Source organism: Deinococcus sp. AB2017081, from assembly GCF_034440735.1.
GTDB classification, from domain to species: Bacteria; Deinococcota; Deinococci; order Deinococcales; family Deinococcaceae; genus Deinococcus; species Deinococcus rufus.
Window position 1 is genome coordinate 1983237 of record NZ_CP140098.1, and the last position, 23303, is coordinate 2006539.

General features: G+C 68.8%; 20 protein-coding genes and 1 riboswitch. Of the genes, 6 read left to right on the forward strand and 14 right to left on the reverse strand.

What is annotated here, in order from left to right; translation table 11 throughout:
* Positions 1-58: 58 nt before the first annotated feature.
* The 3 genes from U2P90_RS09560 to U2P90_RS09570 form a co-directional block, all read right to left on the reverse strand.
* Positions 59-712 carry a DUF1345 domain-containing protein gene (locus tag U2P90_RS09560; protein WP_295822066.1) on the reverse strand — a complete coding sequence of 218 codons (654 nt, stop codon included), beginning with the start codon at positions 710-712 and terminating at the stop codon, positions 59-61.
* A 51-nt stretch (positions 713-763) separates the two neighbouring features.
* Positions 764-1660, reverse strand: coding sequence for a C39 family peptidase (locus U2P90_RS09565; protein ID WP_322471920.1), 897 nt, complete (start codon positions 1658-1660; stop codon positions 764-766).
* A 128-nt stretch (positions 1661-1788) separates the two neighbouring features.
* Positions 1789-2607 (reverse strand): hypothetical protein, encoded by an 819-nt coding sequence (locus U2P90_RS09570; RefSeq protein ID WP_322471921.1) that lies wholly within the window; start codon positions 2605-2607, stop codon positions 1789-1791.
* 121 nt (positions 2608-2728) lie between these two features.
* Between U2P90_RS09570 and U2P90_RS09575 the strand changes: the two genes are divergently transcribed.
* Positions 2729-5872 carry a DEAD/DEAH box helicase gene (locus tag U2P90_RS09575; protein ID WP_322471922.1) on the forward strand — a complete coding sequence of 1048 codons (3144 nt, stop codon included), beginning with the start codon at positions 2729-2731 and terminating at the stop codon, positions 5870-5872.
* A gap of 28 nt (positions 5873-5900) precedes the next feature.
* Here U2P90_RS09575 and U2P90_RS09580 read toward each other — a convergent pair whose 3' ends face one another.
* A complete protein-coding gene (locus U2P90_RS09580; RefSeq protein WP_322471923.1) occupies positions 5901-6332 on the reverse strand; it encodes a hypothetical protein in 432 nt (143 codons plus the stop codon).
* Positions 6333-6512: 180 nt separating this feature from the next.
* Between U2P90_RS09580 and U2P90_RS09585 the strand changes: the two genes are divergently transcribed.
* Positions 6513-7100 carry a hypothetical protein gene (locus tag U2P90_RS09585; RefSeq protein ID WP_322471924.1) on the forward strand — a complete coding sequence of 196 codons (588 nt, stop codon included), beginning with the start codon at positions 6513-6515 and terminating at the stop codon, positions 7098-7100.
* A 38-nt stretch (positions 7101-7138) separates the two neighbouring features.
* On the opposite strand, the gene U2P90_RS09590 is transcribed toward U2P90_RS09585, so the two are convergent.
* The 5 genes from U2P90_RS09590 to U2P90_RS09610 form a co-directional block, all read right to left on the reverse strand.
* A complete protein-coding gene (locus U2P90_RS09590; protein WP_322471925.1) occupies positions 7139-7732 on the reverse strand; it encodes a hypothetical protein in 594 nt (197 codons plus the stop codon).
* Positions 7733-7737: 5 nt separating this feature from the next.
* Positions 7738-12150, reverse strand: a complete 4413-nt coding sequence (locus tag U2P90_RS09595; protein WP_322471926.1) for an alpha-2-macroglobulin family protein — start codon at positions 12148-12150, stop codon at positions 7738-7740.
* 43 nt (positions 12151-12193) lie between these two features.
* Complete coding sequence (locus U2P90_RS09600; RefSeq protein ID WP_322471927.1) at positions 12194-12904, reverse strand: DUF1175 family protein; 711 nt, start codon at positions 12902-12904, stop codon at positions 12194-12196.
* Positions 12905-13127: 223 nt separating this feature from the next.
* On the reverse strand, positions 13128-13604 hold the full coding sequence (locus U2P90_RS09605) for a GNAT family N-acetyltransferase (RefSeq protein WP_322471928.1): 477 nt from the start codon (positions 13602-13604) through the stop codon (positions 13128-13130).
* A 102-nt stretch (positions 13605-13706) separates the two neighbouring features.
* Positions 13707-14111 (reverse strand): VOC family protein, encoded by a 405-nt coding sequence (locus tag U2P90_RS09610; protein WP_322471929.1) that lies wholly within the window; start codon positions 14109-14111, stop codon positions 13707-13709.
* 309 nt (positions 14112-14420) lie between these two features.
* On the opposite strand from U2P90_RS09610, the gene U2P90_RS09615 reads away from it, so the two are divergent.
* Positions 14421-15029 carry a TetR/AcrR family transcriptional regulator gene (locus tag U2P90_RS09615; RefSeq protein ID WP_322471930.1) on the forward strand — a complete coding sequence of 203 codons (609 nt, stop codon included), beginning with the start codon at positions 14421-14423 and terminating at the stop codon, positions 15027-15029.
* Between the two features lie 76 nt (positions 15030-15105).
* Here the strand turns inward: U2P90_RS09615 and U2P90_RS09620 are convergent, their stop codons facing one another.
* The 5 genes from U2P90_RS09620 to U2P90_RS09640 form a co-directional block, all read right to left on the reverse strand.
* Entirely contained in the window at positions 15106-16050 is a 945-nt protein-coding gene (locus U2P90_RS09620) for a homoserine O-acetyltransferase family protein (protein WP_322474688.1), read from the reverse strand.
* A gap of 50 nt (positions 16051-16100) precedes the next feature.
* A complete protein-coding gene (locus U2P90_RS09625; protein WP_322471931.1) occupies positions 16101-17426 on the reverse strand; it encodes an O-acetylhomoserine aminocarboxypropyltransferase/cysteine synthase family protein in 1326 nt (441 codons plus the stop codon).
* A gap of 122 nt (positions 17427-17548) precedes the next feature.
* Positions 17549-17658: riboswitch (SAM riboswitch) on the reverse strand.
* A gap of 179 nt (positions 17659-17837) precedes the next feature.
* A complete protein-coding gene (locus U2P90_RS09630) occupies positions 17838-18233 on the reverse strand; it encodes a Fur family transcriptional regulator (RefSeq protein WP_295819060.1) in 396 nt (131 codons plus the stop codon).
* Positions 18234-18312: 79 nt separating this feature from the next.
* Positions 18313-18963 carry a hypothetical protein gene (locus tag U2P90_RS09635; RefSeq protein ID WP_322471932.1) on the reverse strand — a complete coding sequence of 217 codons (651 nt, stop codon included), beginning with the start codon at positions 18961-18963 and terminating at the stop codon, positions 18313-18315.
* On the reverse strand, positions 18960-19769 hold the full coding sequence (locus tag U2P90_RS09640; protein WP_322471933.1) for a phage holin family protein: 810 nt from the start codon (positions 19767-19769) through the stop codon (positions 18960-18962). Before U2P90_RS09640 ends, U2P90_RS09635 begins: the two co-directional genes overlap by 4 nt.
* A gap of 79 nt (positions 19770-19848) precedes the next feature.
* Between U2P90_RS09640 and U2P90_RS09645 the strand changes: the two genes are divergently transcribed.
* The 3 genes from U2P90_RS09645 to crtI all read left to right on the forward strand — a co-directional run bounded on the left by U2P90_RS09645 (position 19849) and on the right by crtI (position 23235).
* Positions 19849-20538: a class I SAM-dependent methyltransferase gene (locus U2P90_RS09645; RefSeq protein WP_380103401.1), complete on the forward strand. Its 690-nt coding sequence runs from the start codon at positions 19849-19851 to the stop codon at positions 20536-20538.
* Positions 20539-20618: 80 nt separating this feature from the next.
* Positions 20619-21506, forward strand: a complete 888-nt coding sequence (locus U2P90_RS09650) for a phytoene/squalene synthase family protein (protein ID WP_295819064.1) — start codon at positions 20619-20621, stop codon at positions 21504-21506.
* Between the two features lie 58 nt (positions 21507-21564).
* A complete protein-coding gene (crtI, locus tag U2P90_RS09655; protein ID WP_322471935.1) occupies positions 21565-23235 on the forward strand; it encodes a phytoene desaturase family protein in 1671 nt (556 codons plus the stop codon).
* Positions 23236-23303 lie beyond the last annotated feature (68 nt).

The following is a 23303-nucleotide window of genomic DNA, read 5'->3' on the forward strand; positions in this document are numbered from 1 at the left end:
TCCCATGCCCCCGGCTCCGGTCGGGGGTTTTCGCTTGCTGGGCTGGGCAGAACTGCTGCTACTGGATCAGCCCGGCAATGCCGTTGATGGTCGCGGCGATGATGACGGTACCGAAGATGAACGAGAGCAGCGCGTGGCCCAGCAGCAGGCGGCGCATGTTCCGTGTGTTCAGATCGGTGTCGCTGACCTGATACGTCATGCCGATCGTGACTGCCAGATACGCGAAATCCCAGTACGTCGGTTCGTCGAGTTCGCCGGCGCCGTGGGCGAAGCGCACGCCCCGGCCATCACGGTAGTACCGGCGGGCGTAGTGCAGCGTGTATTCCGTCTGTACCAGCAGCCACGAGGCCGCGACGGTCGCGACCGCCAGTCCGGTCAGCAGGATCTCGGCCGTTCCGGTCGTCCGGTGTGCGTCCGAGAGCAGGAAACCCACGCCCACCAGACTCACGACGGCGGCCGTCAGGGTCACCGAGCCGGCCACGGCGCGCGAGTCGTCCTCGCGCCGGGCCAGCTCCCGTGTGCGGGCCGGGCCCGCCCGCATCATCATGGGCCACAGCTGGGCCATCAGGGTGATGCAGAACGTGATCCAGCCGATCACCAGGCGGGCATCCAGAAACCACTCGCGGGGAGTGAGCAGCCCGGCAGCAAGGCCGGCCGCGACCCCCACGAGCAGCCGGAGCAGGGCGTGGGGTCTGGTGGCTGACCGGGTCATGCCTGAGAGTAGCTGTTCCGGGCGCAGCTGCCCGGTGTCCGCAGGTTCCGCCTATTCCGCCCCTGCTCCACGCACCGCCGCCTCGATCTCCTTGATGCCCGGCTGCCGCGACAGGATGCGCTCGGCAATCGCCCGTGTCTTGGCGCCCTGCCCGGTGCGGTTCCACGCGAGCAGGGCTCCCTGCCGGTACCAGTGGTACTGCAGGGGCACCCCGATATCCACGGCGCGGTCAAAGGCCTGGGCCGCCGACTCGTTGTCCCCCAGGGCCAGCCGCGCCTGTCCCAGCCCCCACCAGTCGAAGGCGGTGGCAGTGCCCTTGCCGGTGCGGGCCGTCATCTCGTCGCGCAGGCGTGTCCAGTTGGCCCGCTCGTCCCAGTCGCGGCCCAGGATGGCCTTCACGTCGGCTTCCCGAGCGGCGGGGTACGCCACCAGATATTCACCGTTGTAATAGTCCCACAGCTCCGTGAAGCGCCCCGTGTTCAGCGTGAGTTTCGGCCCCAGCAGCGAATCGCTCGCCGTAAACGAATCCGCCGTATAGGCGTACACCGTCCGGAAATGCGAGGTGTTGTCGTTCACCTTCAGCCGCTGCTGCACCACCACCGGCAGCTTCGCGGCGATCAGCGACCGCAGCAGGGCCGGCGTTCCCGCGTAACGGATCTGGGTCTTCAGTCCCTTCTCTTCCAGATACGCGGCGAGCTCCTGCGTCGAGACCTCGACATCACGGGAATCGTCCTTCAGGGCCTTCGCTGCCTGGGCCTGGGTCACGACCGTGCCGTGGTAGCCCAGGATGACCTTCGCCGTCACCGGGCCACAGTTGTTGAAGCCCTGGGCCTCGTACCCCACGCCGCTCAGGCTCAACCGGGCAGGCAGCGCCGCCTGTGCCTGAGACGTACACGCGGCCAGTGCCGGTATCACCAGAAGGGCTGTAAGGGACAGGGCACGGTTCATACGGTTCAGTGTGGAGTGATCGAGGCAAAACCGCCTTCAGCACGACTGAATCAACTCCCGGCCATGCCTTTACCCGCTTCCCAGATTGAATGACCGGCTGCACTTCTCACAGAGAGGGAACTGGAGGTCTATCTGGATTCAGCAGGCCCTGTCTTGCCGTCCCAGTACGAGGTTTCGCGAGTCTCAATGGTATTTCCTGAAAGAGCCGTGGGAATCAATCTGGTATGTCGAAACACCCAGTTGCCCCTGGCGTCGAAGTGTTGTTCGGTTCTGATGTTCACGAGGGGGCTGAACATCTGGCTGTTGCCAGAGCGGTCGATCACGATCAACGCCCAGTGCGTCTGGGCTGGGAACTGCTCGAGTCCGGCATTCCAGGCCCTGCCCACACCGATCCGGTTCCCGATCCAGTAGGTGGTGCTGGAGTGCATCAACCGGTCGTCGTGCCGGGTCGATGCCGTCAGCACCCGGCCGCGCGAGTCGCAGGTCTGGACGGTCACGGAGGTGTACTGACCACGGGGGTTGACGTGCCGGGTCACGCTCCGGACGGCGCAGCGGCCCTGATAGGACGCCGTCTCGACGGATCGGGTGGGTTCCTGGTCATCGGTGACCGACAGGGTGAACGTGTCGCTGGAGCCCGCCAGCGCGAAGCGTTGGTGCCACGTGCGGACGCTCACCTCGCCGTTCCGTTTTCGGTAGGTAGAGGTCGTGGTCTCGGTCGCGGAACGACCATCGCGCACGACCTCCGTCACGGTGCGGTGCGTGCTGACCCCCAGGTCTGCATGTCCACCCTCCTGTGTCTGCACGCTGACCATCCGCCGGACGGGGCCGGTGAAGTCGAGCCGCGCCTCCAGCGGCGTGGCAGGCGAGGGCAGCGGGGCCGAGGCGTCCCACACGACCGCCCCCACGATGCCGACGGCCAGGAGTCCGGTGGCGACGACGCGGCGCACCTCCCCAGCCTGCCATGCCGGGCGGGGCCGAGGCGGCGCAGGTCAGCGGATAGGGCGCGTGGGGCTTGCGTAAGTCTTTTCGCTCTCGGTTCGTGTGACCCCAGGCGCGTAAACTCTTCAGGTGACTGTCGCCGCGCCCAACCTGTCGAAACTGCTGCCCACTGCTCCGCCCGGAAACCTGCTGCTGCTCCCGCAGGTGGCGCGGGCGGCGCTGTTCGCGGCGTTTCCGGGGCCGGCGGTGCTGCTGACCACCGCAGATCGCCTCGGCGCGTACGCCACGGCGGGCGTGCTGGGCTCTCCCGTGACCGTGAATCCCGGCCTGCGCGACTGGGACGCCCGACACGACCACGTGGTGCTGGACGTGAACACGGCGCTGGACCTGTTCCCGGCCAGGCCGGAGGATCACGCCCTGAACCTGCGCGTGGGAAGCAGCTACCCGCGCGAGGCGCTGCTGGAACGCCTGGAACGCCTGGGCTACGAGCGTGGGGAAGAACCCGGTTACGAGCTGCGCGGCGACACGCTGGAACTGCGTCTGGAACCGGGCGCGGGCCTGCCCGCCGAAGCTGAGCAGGGCCTGTGGGTGCGCGCCGAGTTCTTCGGCGACGACCTGGATACCCTGCGCCTGCTGGCCCCGGGCGAGCTGACCGGCGAGAAGGCGCAGTTTTTCATCCTGGAGCCCACGCCCGAGTACCTGACGGAGGTGAAGTGGGACGCCACGCGCCTGGAGCTGCTGCCGGGCCGCGTGTTTCTGGACTCGCCGGAGTTCTACGCGAGTAGCCTGGGCATCCTGACGGACACGCTGTGGCCGAAACTGGCCGGGCGGGAGGTGACGAGCTTCGGCCGCGCGCCGCTCGACCTGCCCACGCTGGACACCGGGCTGACCACGCTGCCGTTCTACCGCGCCCGCCTGAACGACCTGGAACGCGACGTAAACGAGTGGAGCGAGGCCGGGTACCGCGTGCTGATCCTCGTGCGGCACGACCGCACCGCCGCGTATCTGGCGGACAAGCTGCTGAACACCCCGGACATCCCGTGGCTGAAGTTCGCGCGCATCGAGGAGGGCCGCGTGGGCTTCCTGCGCGCCGGCGGCGAGGGCGGCTTCGCCATTCCCGAGGCGCGCACGGTCGTCCTGACCGAGGACCTGATCTATGGCTTCCAGGGCGGCAGCGCCCTGCGCGGCAAGCGGCTGGGCGGCAAACCCGTCACGGACGCACTGGGCCTGCACGTCGGCGACTACCTGATCCACCCGGAGCACGGCATCGGGCAGTTCCTGGGTCTGGAGACCCTGACGGTGCTGGGTGTGACCCGCGACTACCTGGATCTGGAATACCGCGGTGGAGCGCACCTGCGCGTGCCCATCGAGCAGCTGCCGGTGCTGCGCCGCCACCCCGGCACGACCGACGACCCCCCGGTGCTGAGCAGTTTCGACAAGAAGGACTGGGCGAAGGCGAAGGACAAGGCGCGCAAGAACGCCGAGGAGGTCGCCGGGAAGCTCCTCGTGCAGTACGCGGCGCGGCAGGTCACGCCGGGCAACGCCTTCCCGCCGCAGCCCGAGTGGGACGAGCAGATCGCGCGGAACTTCAGCTTCGACCTCACCGCCGATCAGGTCGTGGCGCTCAAGGACACCATGCGCGACTTGGAGAAGGCGAACCCCGCCGACCGCCTGATCTCCGGCGACGTGGGCTTCGGCAAGACCGAGGTCGCCCTGCGCGCCGCGCACCGCGTGGTCGGGCACGGCCGGCAGGTCGCCATCCTCGTGCCGACCACGCTGCTGGCCGAGCAGCACACCTCTACCTTCGTCGAGCGCTTCAAGGGCCTGCCCGTGCGCGTCGAGGGCCTGTCGCGCTTCACGAGCCCACAGCAGTCCCGGCAGATCCTGGCCGACCTGAGGGCCGGGAAGGTGGACATCCTGATCGGCACGCACCGCCTGCTGTCGGGCGACATCGAGTTCAAGGATCTGGGCCTGATCATCGTGGACGAGGAACACCGCTTCGGCGTGTCGCAGAAGGAGAAACTGCGCGCCCTGCGCGGCCTGCCGCCCGTCACCAAGGAAGGGAAGATCGAGATTCCCGAGGGCATCAAGGCGGTGGATACCCTCGCCCTGTCCGCCACGCCCATCCCTCGCACGCTGTACATGAGCATGGTCGGCCTGCGCGACATGAGCAGTATCCAGACGCCGCCGAAGGGCCGCCGCCCCATCCAGACGGTGCTCACGCCCTTCGACCCGATCACGGTGCGCGACGCCATCGTCTCGGAGATCGAGCGCGGCGGGAAGGTCTTCTACATCCACGACCGCATCGCGTCCATCGCCGCCCGCAGCCTGTACCTCCGCACCCTCGTGCCCGAGGCGCGCATCGGCGTGGCGCACGGCCGCATGAACGAGGAGGAACTCGAGGAGATCATGCTCGGCTTCGAGCAGGGGGCCTTCGACGTGCTGCTCTCCACCACCATCGTCGAGACGGGCCTCGACATCCCCGAGGCGAACACCATCCTGATCGAACGCGCCGACCGCCTGGGCCTCGCGCAGCTCTACCAGCTCCGCGGGCGCGTCGGCCGGCGCAGCGTCAGCGCGTACGCGTACCTGTTCTATCCGCCGCGCCTCACGGAGAACGCCCAGCGCCGCCTGTGGGCCATCGCCGATCTGCAGGACCTGGGAAGCGGGCACCTGCTCGCCGAGAAGGACATGGAGATCCGCGGCGTCGGCAACATCCTCGGCGAGGAGCAGCACGGGCACGTGCAGGCCGTGTCCATCGACGTCTACACCGAGATGCTCGCCGAGGCCGTCGCCCGCCTGAAAGGCGAGAAGATCGAGGCCCCGGTCAACATCAGCATCGACCTGCCCGTCAACGCCCGCCTCAGCCCCGAGTACTTCACCGGCGAAGGCGGGCAGCCCGACGAGGACGCCCGCATCGCCACGTACGGCCGCCTCAGCGACAGCCGCACCCTCCAGGCCATCTCCCGCGTGGAACGCGACCTGCGCAAGAAGTACGGCCCGCCCACCCCGGACGTGCAGAACTTCATCGACCTCGCCAAACTCCGGCTCACCGCCGCCGCCAAACGCGTCCTTACCATCGGCGGCACCATGACCGAACTCCAGATCACCTTCGCGTACAAGACCCTGGACTACGACGCCGCCGGCCTCAAGCGCTTCCCGCACAAGACCGAGGTGCAGACCTTCCCGCCCAGCGTGAAGATCGAGAAGCGGGGGATCAAGCCGGATGACTACGCGCGGACGTTGATCGAGCTGCTGGGGTATTTCGGGTGACGCTTGGCATTGTCGTTCGACTGAGATTCTATAAGATGGCTTTAAGTTTTATTTTAGGTGCGATTTGACCGTTAATCAAGTCTATAATCCCATAGATTCCCTTCTTCAGCTTAAAATACATTTCGACTTCAACATCGATTAAATATACCGCTGAGTCTGATCCGACATAAATTTCTAGATCAAGGGCTGTGCCGAGAGGAAAGAGGGCAATACCTAATTTATCCTCAATACATTTAATCTCTTCTCGTGTGCTGATGCCAATGAGACAGTCAAATAAGACGGGGAATTTGCTCCCGCCAAACCTTTTGCCTTCAGTCAAGTTCGTGACGTATATAGCTAGGTCGAAGGAGTGATAGCCAATTCCAATCAGGCAATCTTGCGCTGCTTTTATTTCGGGCGCTTGCGCTCCGCTGAACTTAGAAAGGTGGTCGATCACCTCTTGAGGTACATCATCGTTCATCCCTGCTCCATGAATTTCGGACATTCTCTATCTTGAGCACGTTTCCGCACCGGATTTTCAGCTTGACATATTTAGAGGTTGTCGGGAGAGAAGCTATCGCGCAGTTGATCCGCTGTGCGGTGGGGACGGACAATTGCCGCATAGTAGTCGCATCCTCTGGAAACCCGCCACAATGTCCCCATGACCCGTCCTCTCGCCTCCCTCCTCCATGCTGAAGCGGTGCGCCGGGGCCTGCGCTCGGGCGACCCGCTGCCCGACGAGCGCGAACTGTTTGAACTCGTGCGCGACCTGCCGTATGCGCGGGCCAGCAGCCACGCTCCCGAGACCGTCATAGCCGAGTGGCGCGGCACGTGCTCGACCAAGCACGAACTGCTGGCGGCGCTGTACGCGGAACTGGGCCTGCCCAGCACCATCTACGCCTGCACACAGGAAATCCGCCTGCCGGACGGTTCTGCGCCTGAACTGGCCGCGTGGAACGGCGAGCCGGTCATCGACGTTCACAATTACCTCGTGCTGCACGAACGCGGCGGCGACCGCCTGATCGACGCGACGTGGCCGCTGGCGGCGCGGGCGGCGGGCCTGCCGGCGAACGAGTGGGGCCACGACATGCAGATCGCCTGCACGCCCCTGGAGACGTGGGCGCTGAATCCCGGCGAGGACGTGGCAGCGTTCAAGGAAGCGAAACTGCGCGAACGCTATACGCCAGAGCAGCTGGAGCGGCGCGACGAGTTCATCCGCGCGGTGGGCCAGCTGTTCACGCGGGGGTGAGGCAGGCTGACTGAAGCACAACCGGATGGAGAGCACACCTACTTCCCGCCCAGCGCCCCCTTCCACCCCACCCGCGCCACCAGCACCTTTGCCCGCCGGGTCGCCTCGCGGTAGGCCGCCCCCGCCTGCCCCGGCACGCGCCCCAGCAGCCTCGCGTCCAGTTGCGCTCCGCTCAGGGCGGTCAGACCGGTCGGTTCCGCCGAATCCCCCGCCGCCTCGCCGCTGAACAGCCGGGCCAGCCCCTCGGCCAGCCAGCGCGGGAGACCCGGCGGCTGCGCGGTGTGAAAGCCCTCGTGGCGGATGGTTGAGGCCAGTAGGCCCCGCTCGGCCAGCGCTCCCAGCCGCTGCGTCGTGATGGTCTGCCCGCGCGTGCTGGCGGCGATACTGGCCGGTTCGCCGGTGACGCGGGCGAAGTCAGTGGCGCTGCTGGCAGCGGTGAGCTGCACCGGCCGGACACTCAGCCCCAGCGCCTTCAGGTCGGCCGTGGCCTGCGCCCACGTGCGGAACACCAGCCCCAGGTGGGCACGGTCACGGGGGTCGGTGTACGTCACGGTCAGGGTGCCGTGCGTGACGGTGACCGGGGCCGCGTGGGCAGACACGCCCAGCACCAGGGCAGCCGCCCACCGGCCCATGTGCATCAGCGGTCGCGCACCGTGAAGGTCGCGGCGGGGCCGTAGCCCTCCACGCCGGGGTCGTACATCAGGAAGGCGTGGGCAGGCAGGGCGGTGAAGGTGCCGGGCGTCTGGGCACGCAGCACGTAGGTCATGGTCTGGCGGCCGCTCAGGTAGTCGGCGTAGAGATCCACGCGGTCGTCCAGCAGGTCGCGGCCCGCATACCAGTAGTCCCAGGTGTCCCAGCCGTATTCGTCGCGTTCCTTCAGCCCGGCAATCGTCAGGCTGCGCTCGTCCAGCGCCTTCATGCCGGCGGGAATCGGGTCGCTGACCAGCACGTACCGCGCCGTCTGGTCGGGCTTCACGGTCAGCGTGACCAGGATCAGGTCGCCCACCGTGACCGGCTGGAGCTGTCCGCCCCGGAGCAGCGGCGTCCGGGCGTAGGTGTAGCGCTTCTCCTTCGCGTCCCACTGCGGCGTCAGGCGCTCGTAGGTGCGGCCCAGCGTGAGGCCCCGGTTCGTGATCGCGTTTAGCGTGGCGGGCTCAAGTGAGTACGTCAGCTGTCCCGAGTATGTGAGGCTGCCGGGAGCGCCCTTCAAGCGGATGGTGTGACTGCCGGCAGTGAGCAGGGACGTGGGGACGTCCACGGTGGTGGCGGCCTGCGCGCCGGTCTGCACGGTCCGGATGGTCTTGCCGTCCACGGTGACGCCCACGGATGCCGGTGTGCTGCTCCCCGTTCTCGGCAGACTCAGCGCGGCCACAATGACCGAGGTCGTGTCCTGCGTGCTCACCCAGCGCGGCCCCTGGCGGTTCTGGAGCAGCCACTGCGACACGCCGGGAATCAGCGGGCTCTGCGGTTCCAGGGTCGCCAATGCCTCCAGCGCCACAGCCGTGACCTGGATGCGGTTGTCGTCCCAGTACGACCACCAGTCGTCGGCCTGACGGCTGGAACCCCAGTACACCAGTCCGCCCCGCGTGGTGCCCTGGCGCGTGGCCTTCAGGCGGGTCAGGGTGTCCTGCGCCGCCTGCCGCTGCCCGGCCCGGTTCAGCGCCATGCTCAGCTGCGCGAGGCTGTACGGGGTGAGTTCCCTGCGCCGCGCGAAGGTCGACAGCTGCGCCACGTTCACGCGCCCGGCGTCGGCCAGCACGCGGTACGCGGTGGCGCGGTCGGCCTGCCGCTCGTCGGGGTCGGCCACGTGGGCGGACAGGTACTTCAGGCCGCGATCCAGCACCGCGTTGTCCACCGGGGCACCGACCTGCTTGGCCCGCAGCAGGCCGCCGGTCACGTAGGCGGTCATCTCCAGGGTGCTGTCGTCGTTCTGCCAGAAGTTCCAGCCGCCGTCGTCGTGCTGGAAGTCGGCCAGCCGCGCCAGCCCGCGCTCGGTGATCGCCCTGAGGTTCTGGCCGCCGTCCGGGAGCACCTCTGCCCCCAGTGCCTGCCGGGCCAGCAGCGCGGGCAGGAAACGGCTCATGGTCTGCTCGGTGCAGCCGTAGGGGTAGCCCACCAGGTAATCCAGCGCCGGGGCGACCGCCGACAGCAGCGACGGCGTGAGGTTCAGGTTCAGGCGGACGGTTCCGGCGGCGGCGTCACGCGGCACGGTGAAGGTCGTGGCCGTGCCCGCGCTGCCGGTCACGCTGCGGGTCTCGGCGTAGCCACGGGCCTTGACGGGCAGCGGAAGTTTCAGCGCGTCGCTGCCGCCGGGCGTGCGGGCGGTGAAGGTCAGGCTCGCGGTGCCGGGCTGCGTGGCGCGGATCACGCTGTCCACGCGGGCGCGGCCCCCCGCCTCTGTCCGGAAGGCGGTGCCAGTGGTTGTCAGGGCGTTGCCGCTCACCGCGCTCAGGCCGCTGACGGCCAGGGTGGCGCGGCCGGTCTGGGCCGTGCCCAGCGTGTTGTTCACCACGCCGGACACCGTCACCTGATCGCCGCGCACCAGGAAGGTCGGCAGGCTCAGGCGGGCGATCACGTCCTTCGTGACCAGCGTGGTCGCGGTGGCCTGTCCGAAGCGGGGGGCCGTCGTCTGGGCGCGGGCCGTCGTGACCCAGGTGGTCAGGTTGTCCGGGTACGTCACGTCCACCGTCGCCCGGCCCTGTGCGTCGGTCACGAGGTTTGGCACCCACAGCAGCGTGTCGCGGAAGTCCTGGCGCGGCGTGACCTCCGGCGACGAGGCGTCGGCGCGGTCGCCCTCCTTGCTCTGGGCAAACGCGGCCTCGGTCATGGGGGCGGCGGGGCGGGCGGCCTGGGGGCCGGTCTGCTCGAAGTAGAAGTCCACGCTGGATTGGGTGCCCACGGCATTGTCGCGCGGCGCGTCGTACACCTGCAGCATGGCGGGGCTGGTGTCGGGCCGCACCAGATAGATCGCCTGATCGACCACGCCCAGCGCCACGTCCGAGTCGACGCCCCGGCCCTGCGCGTCCGTGACCTGCACGTTCAGTTTGCCGGTCTGGCCGGGGGCGTAGCGCGGCCGGTCAGGGGTCACCTTCACGGTCAGGTCGGCCCCAACACGCGGCACCCGAACCCGCTTCTCGGCGGCGTGGAAACTGCCGTCGCCCAGCGAGGCCGCCGTCACGAAGGCGTTGGGGGTCATGTCGTCCGTGACCCGGAAGGAATAGCTCAGGGTCGCACCTTTCCCGCGCAGCACGGCCCACTGGCGCAGCTTCTGGCCCTCAATGGTCACCAGCACCGGAGCGCCCGGCGTGGGGTTGCCCACCAACACGGTCGCGGTGTCGCCGGGCTGGTAGGACTTGCGGTTCAGCGTCAGCGAGATCTCGCGGTAGTTCCAGCCCCAGTCGTCGCCGGGGCGGGTGATCCACACCCAGTTCTCGGTGGTGCTGGCGCGGCCCCGCGAGTCCTTCACGGTCGAGCGCACCACGTAGCCGCCGCTGCGCGGTGCCCGCAGGCTGGCGCGGCCCACCCCGGTCTGGCCGGTCGTGACCTGCTGCCGGGCGACCCGTTCCTCGCGGAACACCCACTTGCCGCGCACCTGCGAGTAGTCCTGGCGCACCAGATCCACTGTGACCGGAGCAGCGCGGCCCACCTGCCCCAGGTCGCGGGTGTCCAGCGACACGGCCACGCGGTCGCCGGGGGCGTACACGTAGCCGTCGGTCTCGGCCTGCACGTTCAGGGCGGCCGGGTACGCGATCACGCGCGCCCTGCCGCTCACGGCGCGGCGGGACTCGTCCTCGACCTCGGCCTCGATGCGGTAGCTGACGGGGCGGCCGTCCGCGTCTCTCTCCAGGGGCAGATCCAGCACCAGCTCGCCGTTCCTGTCCAGGCGGGCCTCCTCCTGCACCACCAGATCCGAGCCGTACTCGCTGCCCTGGTCATCGGGCGGCAGGGACTCGGTGTCGAAGCCCGGCGGGTAATACGGGGCGCGGGTCACGCTGTAGTTCACCCGCGCCCCGGACACGCGGCCACCGAACAGGTACGCGGCCCCGATCCGCACGCTGATCTTGTCGCCCTGCACGGCGGCGGGGCGCTGCGGCGTGACCGTGACCTGATACTCGGGTTTCTGGTACGCCTCGACCTGGAACGATCCGGCCACGCTCAGTTCCTCCGGGTCGTATTGGCCGGACGTGACCACGAAGCGGTAGCCCCCCACCCCCGCGCCCGCCGACAGGTCGAAGCCCGCGTGCAGGGTGCCGGCCGCGTCGGTGGTCATGGTCCTGCGGAAGATCTCCTCGTCGTTGTCGTTCAGCACCTTCACCGACATGGCCGTGTTCGCCAGCGGTGTCAGGTCACTGGCCGCCCGCAGCACCCCCTTGAACTCGACGTGGTGGCCGGGGCGGTACACCGGGCGATCCGTGTACACGTAGCCGCGCACCTTCGGGGCCGCGTAGCGGTTCCACGCCGAGCCCGTGATCGCCCAGTCGTTGCCCGAGCGGGCCAGGAACACCTGCTCGTCGTCCAGCGTGCCCTTCCAGCGCAGCAGGCCACTGGCATCGGCGGTGGCCGTGCCCTGGCCTGATGCCTGGCCCAGCGCCCAGATCTTCGCGGGGCGGGTCTGGCCGGTCTGGCGGTCGGCGGCGTACACCAGCGCCGAGTCGGCGTCGCGTTTCACGACCATGCCCAGGTTCGTCACGATCACCACGCGGCTCACCGCCCCGGCCCGCACGAGGTACACGCCGACCGGCACCCGCCCGAAGTTCAGGGCACCGCTGCGCGTCAGCCGGGCAGACGCGACCCGCACGGTGCCCGCACCCGCCGGCAGCACCGGGGCGTGCGGGTCTTTACTCGCCGCGAACAGGCCCTGCGGATCGAGCACCCGATCCAGCGTGAACAGCGTGCCTGCCGGGCCGTACGCCTCGACCTTCAGCGGCTCGCCCGCCGTGAAGCGCCCTCCGTAGATCGAGATGTCCTGCGCCGGGGCGACGTCGGCCAGCAGCAGGCCGCCCAGCAGGGCACCGGTCAGCCAGCGGGGATGGAGTCGGAATCGGGTCATAGCGGGGCTCCTTGGGTGGGACAGGTGGGGCAGGGGATGGACGTCACTGGATGATCTTCCAGCGGTACACGCCCAGGAAATTCGGATTGCTGGCCGACGGGTGGAAGGCGGTGTCCGGGTGCTTCATCAGCGTCTGCACCGACAGCAGGCGCACCTCGCCGCCCTCGGCGGGGGAGAGGCCGGTGTGGTACACGACCATGCCGCCGCCCAGGTACACGACCGAGTGGTACGAGGAGAGCTGCGGGCGCAGGAAGAACAGCACGTCCCCGCGCCGCGCCTGCGCCAGGTCGCGCGACACCAGCGTCATCGAGTCCCGCAGCAGGAACTGCGCCCCGGTACGCCCGACCAGCCGGCCCTGCTCCACATCATCAGCGCGGTACGCTCCCGCTGCCACGCGGAACACCGAGCGGCGGATCACCGGCAGGGGATAGCTGAGGTGCTGCACGGGCGGCAGCGCGGGCGTTGGCAGAAACCGGAACTTGGCGAACCACGCCGCGTCGTGTCGCGCCAGGGCGTTCACGAAGGCGTAGCGCAGCAGCCCCGAACAGTCCTGATCCTGGGCCGCCCAGTCGGCGCTGATGCCGTAGTACTGGCTCTCTGCGATGCTGGCGAACCAGTCGGCAAAGCTCGCCCGATCCTGCCCATACAGTTCCGCCGCGTCCGGGTAGCCGTCCCGGTCGGCGTCCAGCGCAGATGGCGGCGCGGCCAGGGCCGACAGACTGCCCAGCAGCAGCGTCAGGGCGCACGCGGCCACACCCCGTCCCCACCTCAAGGAACACCACGATCCGGACACGAACACTGAACACGGGCAACAGAACACGACGACGTCCGGATCGCGGGTCTTCCCATAGCAGGCCCCTCCCCGAGGCCACTTCTGCCACTTCACCCATAGTGTATGGAGGCGCCACGAGGCACCGGTCATCCCAAAGGTGCAGCGGGCGTTACCGGCTGTGAGTGGCTCTTCAGCGTTGCGGCGGTCAGCCCGTCTGCTCGTCTGCGAGCGGCAGCTCGTAGCACACGCTGGATTCGATGGTCGCGTAGTACCCGTAGTTGGGGATGCGGACAAAACCGCTGCGCTCGTACAGGGCGATGGCGTCGGGCTGGCGGTCACCGGTCTCCAGCACCAGGCGCGCGTAGCCCAGGCGGCGGGCGCGGTCGATCAGGGCGTGCAGGATGCGCCGGGCGTGACCGTTCCCGCGGTCGCCCTGGCGGGTGTACATGCGCTTGACCTCGGCGGTGTGCGCGTCCCAGCGCCTGAGCGCGCCGCACGCGATCAGCTCCGGGCCGTGCTGCACAGCCAGCAGGACGCTGCCCTCGCCGGCCAGAGTCCGGGGGTCGAAGGGCTCGCTCTGCGTGGGGTCGCCGTCGTAGAGGGCGGTGAGTTCGGCTTCCTGCGCGTCCAGCAGGGCGGCCACACGCGGGTCGGTAGGCGGCACGTCGATCACGGTGGGCACTGCTCCAGAGAAACACGCGCCGCAGCGCCATGCAAGGTCAGAACCGCTGGTTCACCCAGGGTCGCCGGCATCAGTCCCGCACGTCAGTCCGGGCGATCTGGATCACGCCGTCTTCTGGAAGATGTTGATGAGGTTGCCCTCGCTGTCCCGGATGGCCGTGGCGACGCCAATCTCCAGCGCCAGTTCCTGCCAGAGGAAGGTCACGCCGTGCTCTTCCAGTATACGAGTCAGGCTACTCAGGTCGCCGGTTTCCAGTACCAGCGCCTTGGCACCGATGGCGAGCAGGTGTGCCGGCGGCGCGGCAAAGAGGGCATCAAAGCGTTGCGCATGAGGCACCTGGATCAGTTCAAGCCTGAAGTCCAGGCCCTGAATGATGGCGACGTCAGCGCCGAGCGCCTCAAGGTGCGTCCGCGTCACCACCTGAAAGCCGAAGATCCGGTGCCACCAGTCGATGGCGCGGTCGAGGTCTTCGACGCTGATGGCGATGCTCTGGAGCTGGACGTGCACGGAGGTGGACAGAGGGGACGTGGATCGTGGGCTCGTCATGGCGTTTCCTTTGTTCTGGACGCGGGCGTCGTGGAGGGGCGGCTGCGTCACTGCTGATGCAGCGGGGCGAAGATGTGTCCGGGAGCGACCAGACGCCGGAGATTGGGCACACGGCGGGGACGGCACCCCGTCGGGGGTGTCCAGCGGTGGCCGCAATTCCATGTGGCGTGCTCTAGAGCGGCTATCCGAGAGAGCGGCTCAGGGTTTTATCCCATGTGGTCAAATATTGAGGTTCTTGACCAGAAAGTCAAGAAACAGTAGCGTACCCTGGTGCCCCGCCCCCGCAAATTCCGTGATGCAGACGTGATCGCCGCTGCCCGAGAGACCTTCACGCAGCAGGGATTCGGCGGCACGACTCTCGACGACCTCACGACCGCCACCGGTCTGGGCAAACAGAGTCTCTACAACGCGTTTGGCGGCAAGCGGGAACTCTATCTCCGTGCCCTCACGGACAGCGCCGCAGAGGCCGTCACTGTGGTCGACGCAGCGCTCAATCACAGCGGCGCGACCCCACTGGAACGCATCCGCGCCCACCTGCTCAAGCTGGCCATCGCGTTCAGCGGTACGAATTCAGAGGCTGATCTGCTGACCAAGGCCACGGTGGAACGTGCAGGGCATGACAGCGAGGTCGCACACTCTGCCCTGCACACCTTCGAGCGGCTTGAACAGTCATACCGTCAGTGCATCGTCGATGCGCAGGAGCACGGTGAAATCCCTCCAGGCTCGGATCCGGATGCCCTGGCGGCCTTGTTCCTGGCTCTGACCCGTGGCATGGAGGTTCTCGGCAGCGCGGGTGTCGGCCGGGTGCAGCTCACCGCCGTGGCGATGACCTCCCTGGATCTGGTCGCCACGGCCGATTCAGGAACCGTGCAGCCCTGACCGGCAGCTCGCCGTCCGGGCGGACATGGCCAGCCACGGAGGCCGGAGCACCCTCCTTGACTCCACGAGGTTCGGGTCAGCGATGCAGGAAGTCGCGCACCACGTCCGGCAGCTCTCCGGCGTCCATCAGGAAGGCGTCGTGGCCGTGGATGCTCTCCAGTTCCCAGTACGTGCTGCGGGGCAGCAGGGCGGCGTGCTCCTGCACCTCGGCGGCCGGGTACAGCACGTCGCTGGAGATGCCCACAGCGAGCACCGGAGCCTGGATGCTGCGCAGGTCGGCGTCGCTGGGCTGGAAGGCGTCCATCGCGGCCGTCAGGGTCACGTACGTCTTCTCGCAGAAGCGGGCGTGGAGCTTCTCGCCCTGATATTCGAGGTACGACGTGATGGCGGCCACGCCGCGGGTCCGCTGGCCGGTCTGCGTGACGGCGAAGCTCTGGGGGCTGCGGTACGACAGCATGGCGATCTGCCGCGCGACCTTGAGGCCCTCGCCGCCGGGTGCGGCGCGGATGGCGCTGCGGGCCGCGGTGTTCAGGCCGATCGCCCACGGCGAGTGCCGGGCGGGAGCGCCGATGATCACGGCCCGCTCGACGAGGTCCGGGCACTCCAGCAGCCACGCGTACGCCAGCAGGCCGCCCATGCTGCTGCCGATCACCCGGACGCGCGTGATGCCCAGGTGTTCCAGCAGGGCGCGGCCCACGCGGGCCATGTCGGCGAGCGTGAGGGGCACGTCGCCGAGTTCCGCGGCGCTGGTGGTGCCGGCGCAGCCGCCCAGGACATTCGCGCACACGATGTAGTCGGTCGTGGGGTCGAGCGGCCGGCCGCGCCCGAGGAAGTCCGGCCACCACTCGTGCACGGCGCTCGTGCCGGTCAGGGCGTGCAGCACCAGCGTGGCGTCCTCACGCGCCTCGCCGTAGGTGTGGTACGCCACGCGGAGGTCGCTCAGCACCTGCCCGCTGTCGAGCAGCAGGGGGCGGTCGCGGAACAGCAGGGCCTCCTGCTGCGGACAGCCGGCCTCGTCCACGTCGTCCGGGTGGAGGTGGCGGGCGGCGGGGCCGGGGTGGGGAAGGGCGGTCACGCCTCCTCCCCGGCGAGTTCCAGCGCCGCGGCGAGCGCCTGCGCGAAGTCGTCGCGGATGTCGTCGATGTGCTCGATGCCCACCGACACGCGCACCAGTCCGGGCGTGACGCCGGCGGCCTCCTGCGTGATCTCGTCGAGCTGCGAGTGCGTGGTGCTCGCGGGGTGGATGACCAGGGTGCGCGTGTCGCCCACGTTCGCGACGTGCTGCGCGAGCTTCACGGAGCGGATGAAGGCCTCGCCGGCCGCGCGGCCGCCCTTGAGTTCGAAGGTCAGCACCGCGCCCGCTCCGCGCGGCAGGTAGTGCTGCGCGCGGTCGTAGTGCGGGTGGTTGCTCAGGCCGGGGTACGTTACGCGCTTCACGTCGGGGTGCGCGGCCAGCCACGACGCCAGCGCCGCGGTGTTCTGGGCGTGCCGCTCGGCGCGCAGGCTCAGCGTCTCCAGGCCCTGCAGGAACTGCCACGCCTGCTGCGGCGCGAGGGTGGGGCCCAGGTCGCGCAGGCCCTCGGTGCGCGCGCGGATCAGGAACGCCACGTTCGGCAGGCCCAGGGGGTTGCCCTCGCCGAAGGTCGCCCAGAAGTCCAGGCCGTGGTAGCTGGGGCTGGGCTCGGTCATCAGGGGGTAACGGCCGTTGCCCCAGTCGAAGTTCCCGCCGTCCACGATGATCCCGCCGATGCCGTTGCCGTGCCCGCCGATCCACTTGCTCGCCGAGTGCAGCACGATGTTCGCGCCGTGCTTCAGCGGCTGGCAGTAGTACCCGCCCGCGCCGAAGGTGTTGTCCACCATGACCGCCACACCCTGCGCGTGCGCCGCTGCCGCGATGGCTTCAAAGTCCGGGATGTTCAGCGCCGGGTTCCCGATGGTCTCCAGGTACACGGCGCGCGTCCGGTCGTCGATCAGCGCGGCGAACTCCTCGGGCTTCTCGGCCTTGCTGGTGAAGCGCACCTCGATGCCCAGGCGGCGCAGCGTCACGCGGAACTGGTTCACGGTGCCGCCGTACAGGTTCGGCGTGGACACGATGTTGTCGCCCGCCTGCGCCAGCGTCGTGATCGCCAGGAACTGCGCGGCGTGCCCGCTGGACACCGCCAGGGCCATCACGCCGCCCTCCAGCGCGGCCATGCGGTCTTCCAGCACGGCGTTGGTGGGGTTCATGATGCGCGAGTAGATGTTCCCGAAGGCGCGCAGGCCGAACAGGTCGCTGGCGTGCTCCGGCGACTCGAACACGTAGGAGTTCGTGGGGTAGATGGGTACCTGCTGCGCGCCCGTGGTCGGGTCGGGCTTCTGGCCGGCGTGGACTTGCAGGGTGTCGAACTTGTGGGACATGGAACTGGGCTCCTCTCCGGACGGGGGGCGGGGAGGGCCGGCCAATGGCAGACCCCCTCTCGGTGGCACGAGAAGGGGCGTACATCGTTACACGCGTGACCTTCCCGATCGATCCCGCCTGGTGGTCATCGTTGACCGGGAACACAGGGGGCTGGCTGTGGCACCGTGACGAAATGGAGTCCGGTTGCCGCGCCGTCAACGAGCCAGGTCTCTCGGGCGCTCTCGATGGGGTGGCTCCAGCGGTGACAGGGTCACGCGCGGAGCACGGCATCAGGGTAGCGCCGGGCCGCCGGGAAAGGCAAGCCTCAGACCAGAATATGAATCGAGCGAAGCGGCACCTGAGTCCGACAGGGATCGGACGTGGAGCTCGGGGACATCTGTTCAGCCCCAGGGCGGAACTGGATACCGCGTTCAGGGCGCGGCGCAGGCGGGGCAGCGGCCGTACAGCGTGACCTCGTGCGCCTCGACCACGAATCCACCGGGATACACCGAGCCGGCCGGGATCGACACCGGGCAGGCGTGCAGCGTGAAGACCCGTCCACAGGCCGTGCACGAGAAATGATGGTGGTGACCGCGGCCGCTCGCCTCGTAGAGGGTCTCGCCGTCCAGGGTGACGGGATGGACGGTGCCCTGGTCGCACAGCAGTTTCACGGTACGGTACACGGTCGCCAGTCCCACGCCGGGCAGCTCGGCCTGGGTTCGGGTGAGCAGATCGCCCACAGACAGCGGCCCCTCGGCATGGTCCAGAACACGGGAGATCACGTCGCGCTGGCGGGTGCTGCGCCTCGTGGTGGGCGAAACCGTCATCACTGCAGGGTAGCAGGTCAGTCCGGCACGCATGGAAAAGCCGCCCACCATGTCGCGGTGGGCGGCGTTCAGACCGGAATCAGCGCCGGTTCGGGTTCGCCATCTGCTCCGGCGGGATGACGCTGCCCTCGGCCTTGGCCTCGACCACACTGGGCGGGTGCGGCAGGACGCCGGGGTGGGCAGTCCGCCCGGCAGCAGGCGCTGCGGGCTGGGCAGCGGCGGCCGCTCTCGACGGTTCTGGCGAGGCTGCTACGGGGGGGACTGGCCGGGTCGGCGCAGCCGGAGCAGCCGGCGTGGCTGCCGGAGTCGTGCGCGCCGGCGTGGGTGCCGTGCCGGAACGCTCCAGCAGGCTGCTGGCGTAGCCCTCCAGCCGCGGCGTGATGACCCTGTCGGTCAGGGTCTTGACGGCCAGGGTGCCCAGGGTGGCGACCAGCGCGCCGCCGATGCCTCCACCCCCGCCCGAGTGCGTCTTCTGGGCCCGGATCAGCGCCTTCTGGTGCTTCTCCGGGCTGCCGGCATCCACGTAGATCTTGCGGCTGCGGCGGAACTGACGGCCGACCACCATGCCGATCACGGCCCCGACCGCCGATGCGCCGCCCAGCATCTTGAGAGGATCTTTCTGCATCTGCACGTGCAGACTGGCCTGTTCACTCAGGGCGTCGATGCTGGCCCGCAGCTGCTCGCGGGCGGCCTCGCGCTCGGTCATCGTCAGCGGGGCGCGGTCGCTCACGAGTCTTTCCCCCGGCGCATGTCGTCCTGGAAGGTGGGATCTGTGCTGACCGGAATGCCGGGTACCTTGCGCGGAGCGGCCGGCGCCCCCTGCGACGGGCTGTCGTGCTCCTTGCCCTCCAGTTTCTCGTTCAGGCCGCTGCCGTACATCTCGGGTGTGCCGTCCGGCTGACTCTCGTACACGGGTACGGTGCTGGTGCCCTTCTCGACCCGCACGGTCGCCTGACCGGGTCGCTCCTGCACGACGCGGTTCTCGCCGGCCGCGTGCCGCTGGGGATCGCGCGGCACCTCGACCGAATCACCGGGTCGGCTGCCCGCCGCTGTCGGCACGGGCGCGTCCTGATCGATGCGCCATCCGCGGCCGGCGGCCGTCGCCGGAGCCTTGCCGGGATCGCTGGTGCGGTCGGTGGTGGTGCCGGGACGGGGGGTGGAGTCGTCACTGTGGTCGTCGCTCATCGCATGCCTCCGGATCAGGGGTTCGTCGGTCTTGACCTCGGCCCCCAGACGTCTGAGGCCCACGAAGATCAGCCCGCCGGTCACGAGGAAACTGAACAGCGCGATCAGCAGCGCAGCGAACCACGGCCCGGCCCCGAGCCGCATCAGTCCGTAGAACACGGCCAGGATCAGGAAGATCAGGGCCATGACCAGCGGACCGACCGAGGCCAGCAGCAGCACCACCCCGATGCCCTTGGCCTTGGCGATGTCGCCCGCCTTTCTCGCCACCGCGTTGATCTCCGATTTCACGAGGGTCACGCCCGCGTCGAAGACATCGACCAGGGCGCTCCCCATACTCTTGCGTTCTTCCATGCAGTCCTCCACTCCCGTTCATCCTCGCACCGCAGCGGTGGGTACAGACGGACTGAACCACCACAGCATAATGACTTGCATGGACGGCCCGGCGCAGCGCAAAGAAAACCTGAACCTGCCGGCGCCCGCCATGACCGTGGCCCAGCGCAGCAACCTCTCGCCCATGACCGCCCGCGCGTACACGGCGTGGCGTCGCCGCTCCCTGAGCCTGCTGGCCGGCCAGCCCTTCGACCTGGCACGGGAGGAACGGCTCTTCCTGACGCAGTGCGCTCCGCAGCGTGGCGGGTGGTGGCTGGACGCCGGCACCAGTACCGGCTTCTACGCGGAGGTGCTGGCCCGGGCCGGATGCCGCGTCCTGGCCGCCGACCTGAGCCCCGCCATGCTCGCCGAGGCGGCCCGCCAGCATCCTCACCCGGGGATCGACTGGGCAGCGCTGAACGTCGAGGACAGCGCCCTGCCAGACGCCAGTTTCGACGGCGTGACGGTCGGCGCGACCCTGAACGAGACCCATGACCCGGCGCGGTTCCTGCGCGGGGTCGCCCGTGTCCTGCGGCCCGGCGGGCAGGTGTGGCTGATGTATCTGCGGCGCACCGGCGGCCCCGTGCAGGGCGTGCTGGCCCACCCGGCGGCCGGCGGCCTGACGTTTCCCGATCCCGCGTGGGTGGCGCGGCAGCTGCCCGGCCTGCACCTGGCCCACGGCCTGACGGTCGGAGCCGTGCGGTTCGAGCGGCATGTGAAGACCACCGCTGGACGGCACACGGCTTCGTAAGCGAGTCTGTAAGAAAGTGAGAAGTTGCCGGAGAGCGCTTGCGCATACACTCGGCCGAAAGGACACCCGTGACTGACGAGATGACCGCCACCACCACGCCCGCCACCCTGAAGGCGTCTGTGGCGCATTGCCGGGACGTGACACGGGCACATTCCAAGACCTTCTACCTGGGGTCGCGGTTCTTTCCGCCCCGGCAGCGGCAGGCGGTGTGGGCGGTCTATGCTGCGTGCCGCGACGGCGACGACATCGCCGACGAGACCAGTGGCGATCGCGCCGAACACGCGCTGGCCGACTGGTGGCAACGCACGGAACGCGCCTTCCAGGGCCAGCCCGGGACTCAGCCCGGTGACCGGGCCCTGGCGTGGGCCGCGCAGGCGTATGACATCCCGCTGTCGGCGTTCCGTGAACTGCACGAGGGCCTGCAGATGGACGTGCGCGGGCACGAGTTCGAGCACATGGACGATCTGGCGCTGTACTGCCGGCGTGTGGCGGGCGTGGTGGGGTTCATGATCGCCCCCATCAGCGGCTACCACGGCGGCGAGCGCACGCTGGAGCACGCCCTGCACCTGGGTCAGGCCATGCAGCTCACGAACATCCTGCGTGACGTGGGCGAGGATCTGGCCCGGGGGCGCATCTATCTGCCACGCAGCGTCATGGCCCGGCACGGGGTCAGTGAGGCCACGTTGCGGGCCGGTGTGGTCACGCCCGCGTACCGGGCGATGATGCTCGACCTGATGACCCAGGCCCGGGCGTGGTACACGCAGGGTCGCCGGGGCATCCCGCTGCTGCACGGCAGCGCCAGCCTGGCCGTGGCGACCGCCGCCCGCGCCTACGAGGGCATCCTGGACGATCTCGTCCGCAACGACTTCGACAACTTCGGCCGCCGTGCCCACGTCAGCGGCCCCCGCAAACTGATGATGCTGCCCCGCGTGTGGTGGGAACTGCGAACAGCGGCCCTCACGTCCTGAGTCGTCCATCCGTGTCTGCCCACGCGCCGCGCTGTCAGCGGCGGGAGGTTCTTCCAGCATGACCAGTTCCCACAAGACCGCCCTCATCATCGGCTCCGGCATCGGCGGCCTGAGCCTCGGCATCCGGCTGCAGGCCCTGGGCTTCCACACGACCATCTTGGAGCGGCTCGACCAGCCCGGCGGGCGGGCCTACCAGAAGCGCACGCCGGACGGCTATATCTTCGACATGGGGCCGACCGTGATCACCGTGCCGCACTTCATCGAGGAGCTGTTCGCATTGGAGCGCGGCGCGGGGATGCTGGGGGAGCCCGACTATCCCCCCCATACCCTGGCCGACGACGCGCGGGTACGCGAGGGCGAGAGCGGTGGCCCGCGCACCCGCGATTACGTGACGCTCGTGCCGATCCTGCCCTTCTACCGCATCTGGTTCGATGACGGCACCTACTTCGACTACGACGGCGACCCGGAGAGCACCCGCCGCCAGATCGGCGCCCTGGCCCCGGAAGATCTCGCGGGCTACGAGCGCTTCCATGCCGACGCAAAGGCCATCTTCGAGCGCGGGTTTCTGGAACTGGGGTACACCCACTTCGGCGACGTGGGCAGCATGCTGCGTGTCGTGCCCGACCTGATGCGCCTGGACGCCGTGCGCACCCTGTTCGGCTTCACGTCCAAGTATTTCACCAGCTCCAAGATGCGGCAGGTCTTCTCCTTCGAGACGCTGCTGGTCGGCGGCAATCCGCTGAGCGTGCCCGCCATCTACGCCATGATCCACTTCGTCGAGAAGACGTGGGGCATTCACTACGCCATGGGCGGCACCGGGGCGCTGGTGCGGGCGTTTGTCCGGAAGTTCGAGGAACTCGGCGGCACGATCGAGTATGGGCGGGGGGTCGAGGAGATTCTCGTCACGGACGGCGGCGGCCGGCCCGTCAGGTTCCCGGTCGGCAAACGGGTCGCCACCGGCGTGCGGCTGGAGGACGGCACCGTGCGCCATGCGGACATCGTGGTCAGCAACGGCGACTGGGCGAACACCTACCTCAAGCGGGTGCCGGCCGCCGCCCGGCTGGTCAACAACGATCTGCGCGTGAAGGCCGCCCGCCAGAGCATGAGCCTGCTGGTCATCTACTTCGGGTTCCGCAAGGACGGCAGCGACCTGAACCTGCGCCACCACAACATCATCCTGGGGCCGCGCTATGAGGCGCTGCTGACCGAGATCTTCGGGAAGAAGGTGCTGGGCCAGGACTTCAGCCAGTACCTGCACATCCCCACCCTGACCGATCCCGGCCTGGCCCCGGAGGGGCACCACGCCGCGTACACGCTGGTGCCGGTGCCACACAACGCCAGCGGCCTCGACTGGGCGGTCGAGGGGCCGAAGCTGGTGGAGCGCGTCTACGCCTTCCTGGAGGAACGGGGCTACATCCCGAACCTGCGCGGACGGCTGACCCACAGCGAGTTCATCACCCCGGACTACTTCGAGGGCACCCTGGATTCGTACCTGGGCAACGCCTTCGGCCCGGAGCCGGTGCTGATCCAGAGTGCGTTCTTCCGCCCGCACAACCGCAGTGAAGACGTGGGCAACCTGTACATGGTCGGCGCCGGTGCGCAGCCCGGTGGCGGCACCCCCAGCGTGATGATGTCGGCCAAGATGACCGCCCGCCTGATCGCCGACGACTTCGGCATCCACCCCGAGGTGCGCGACGGCGTTCCCGAGGTGGTGGGAGCAGCAGACTGACAGCAGGGTTCAGGGGGAGTGAGGGGGTTTCCCCACTCCCCCTGAATCGAGCGGAGCGGGTGACGGAC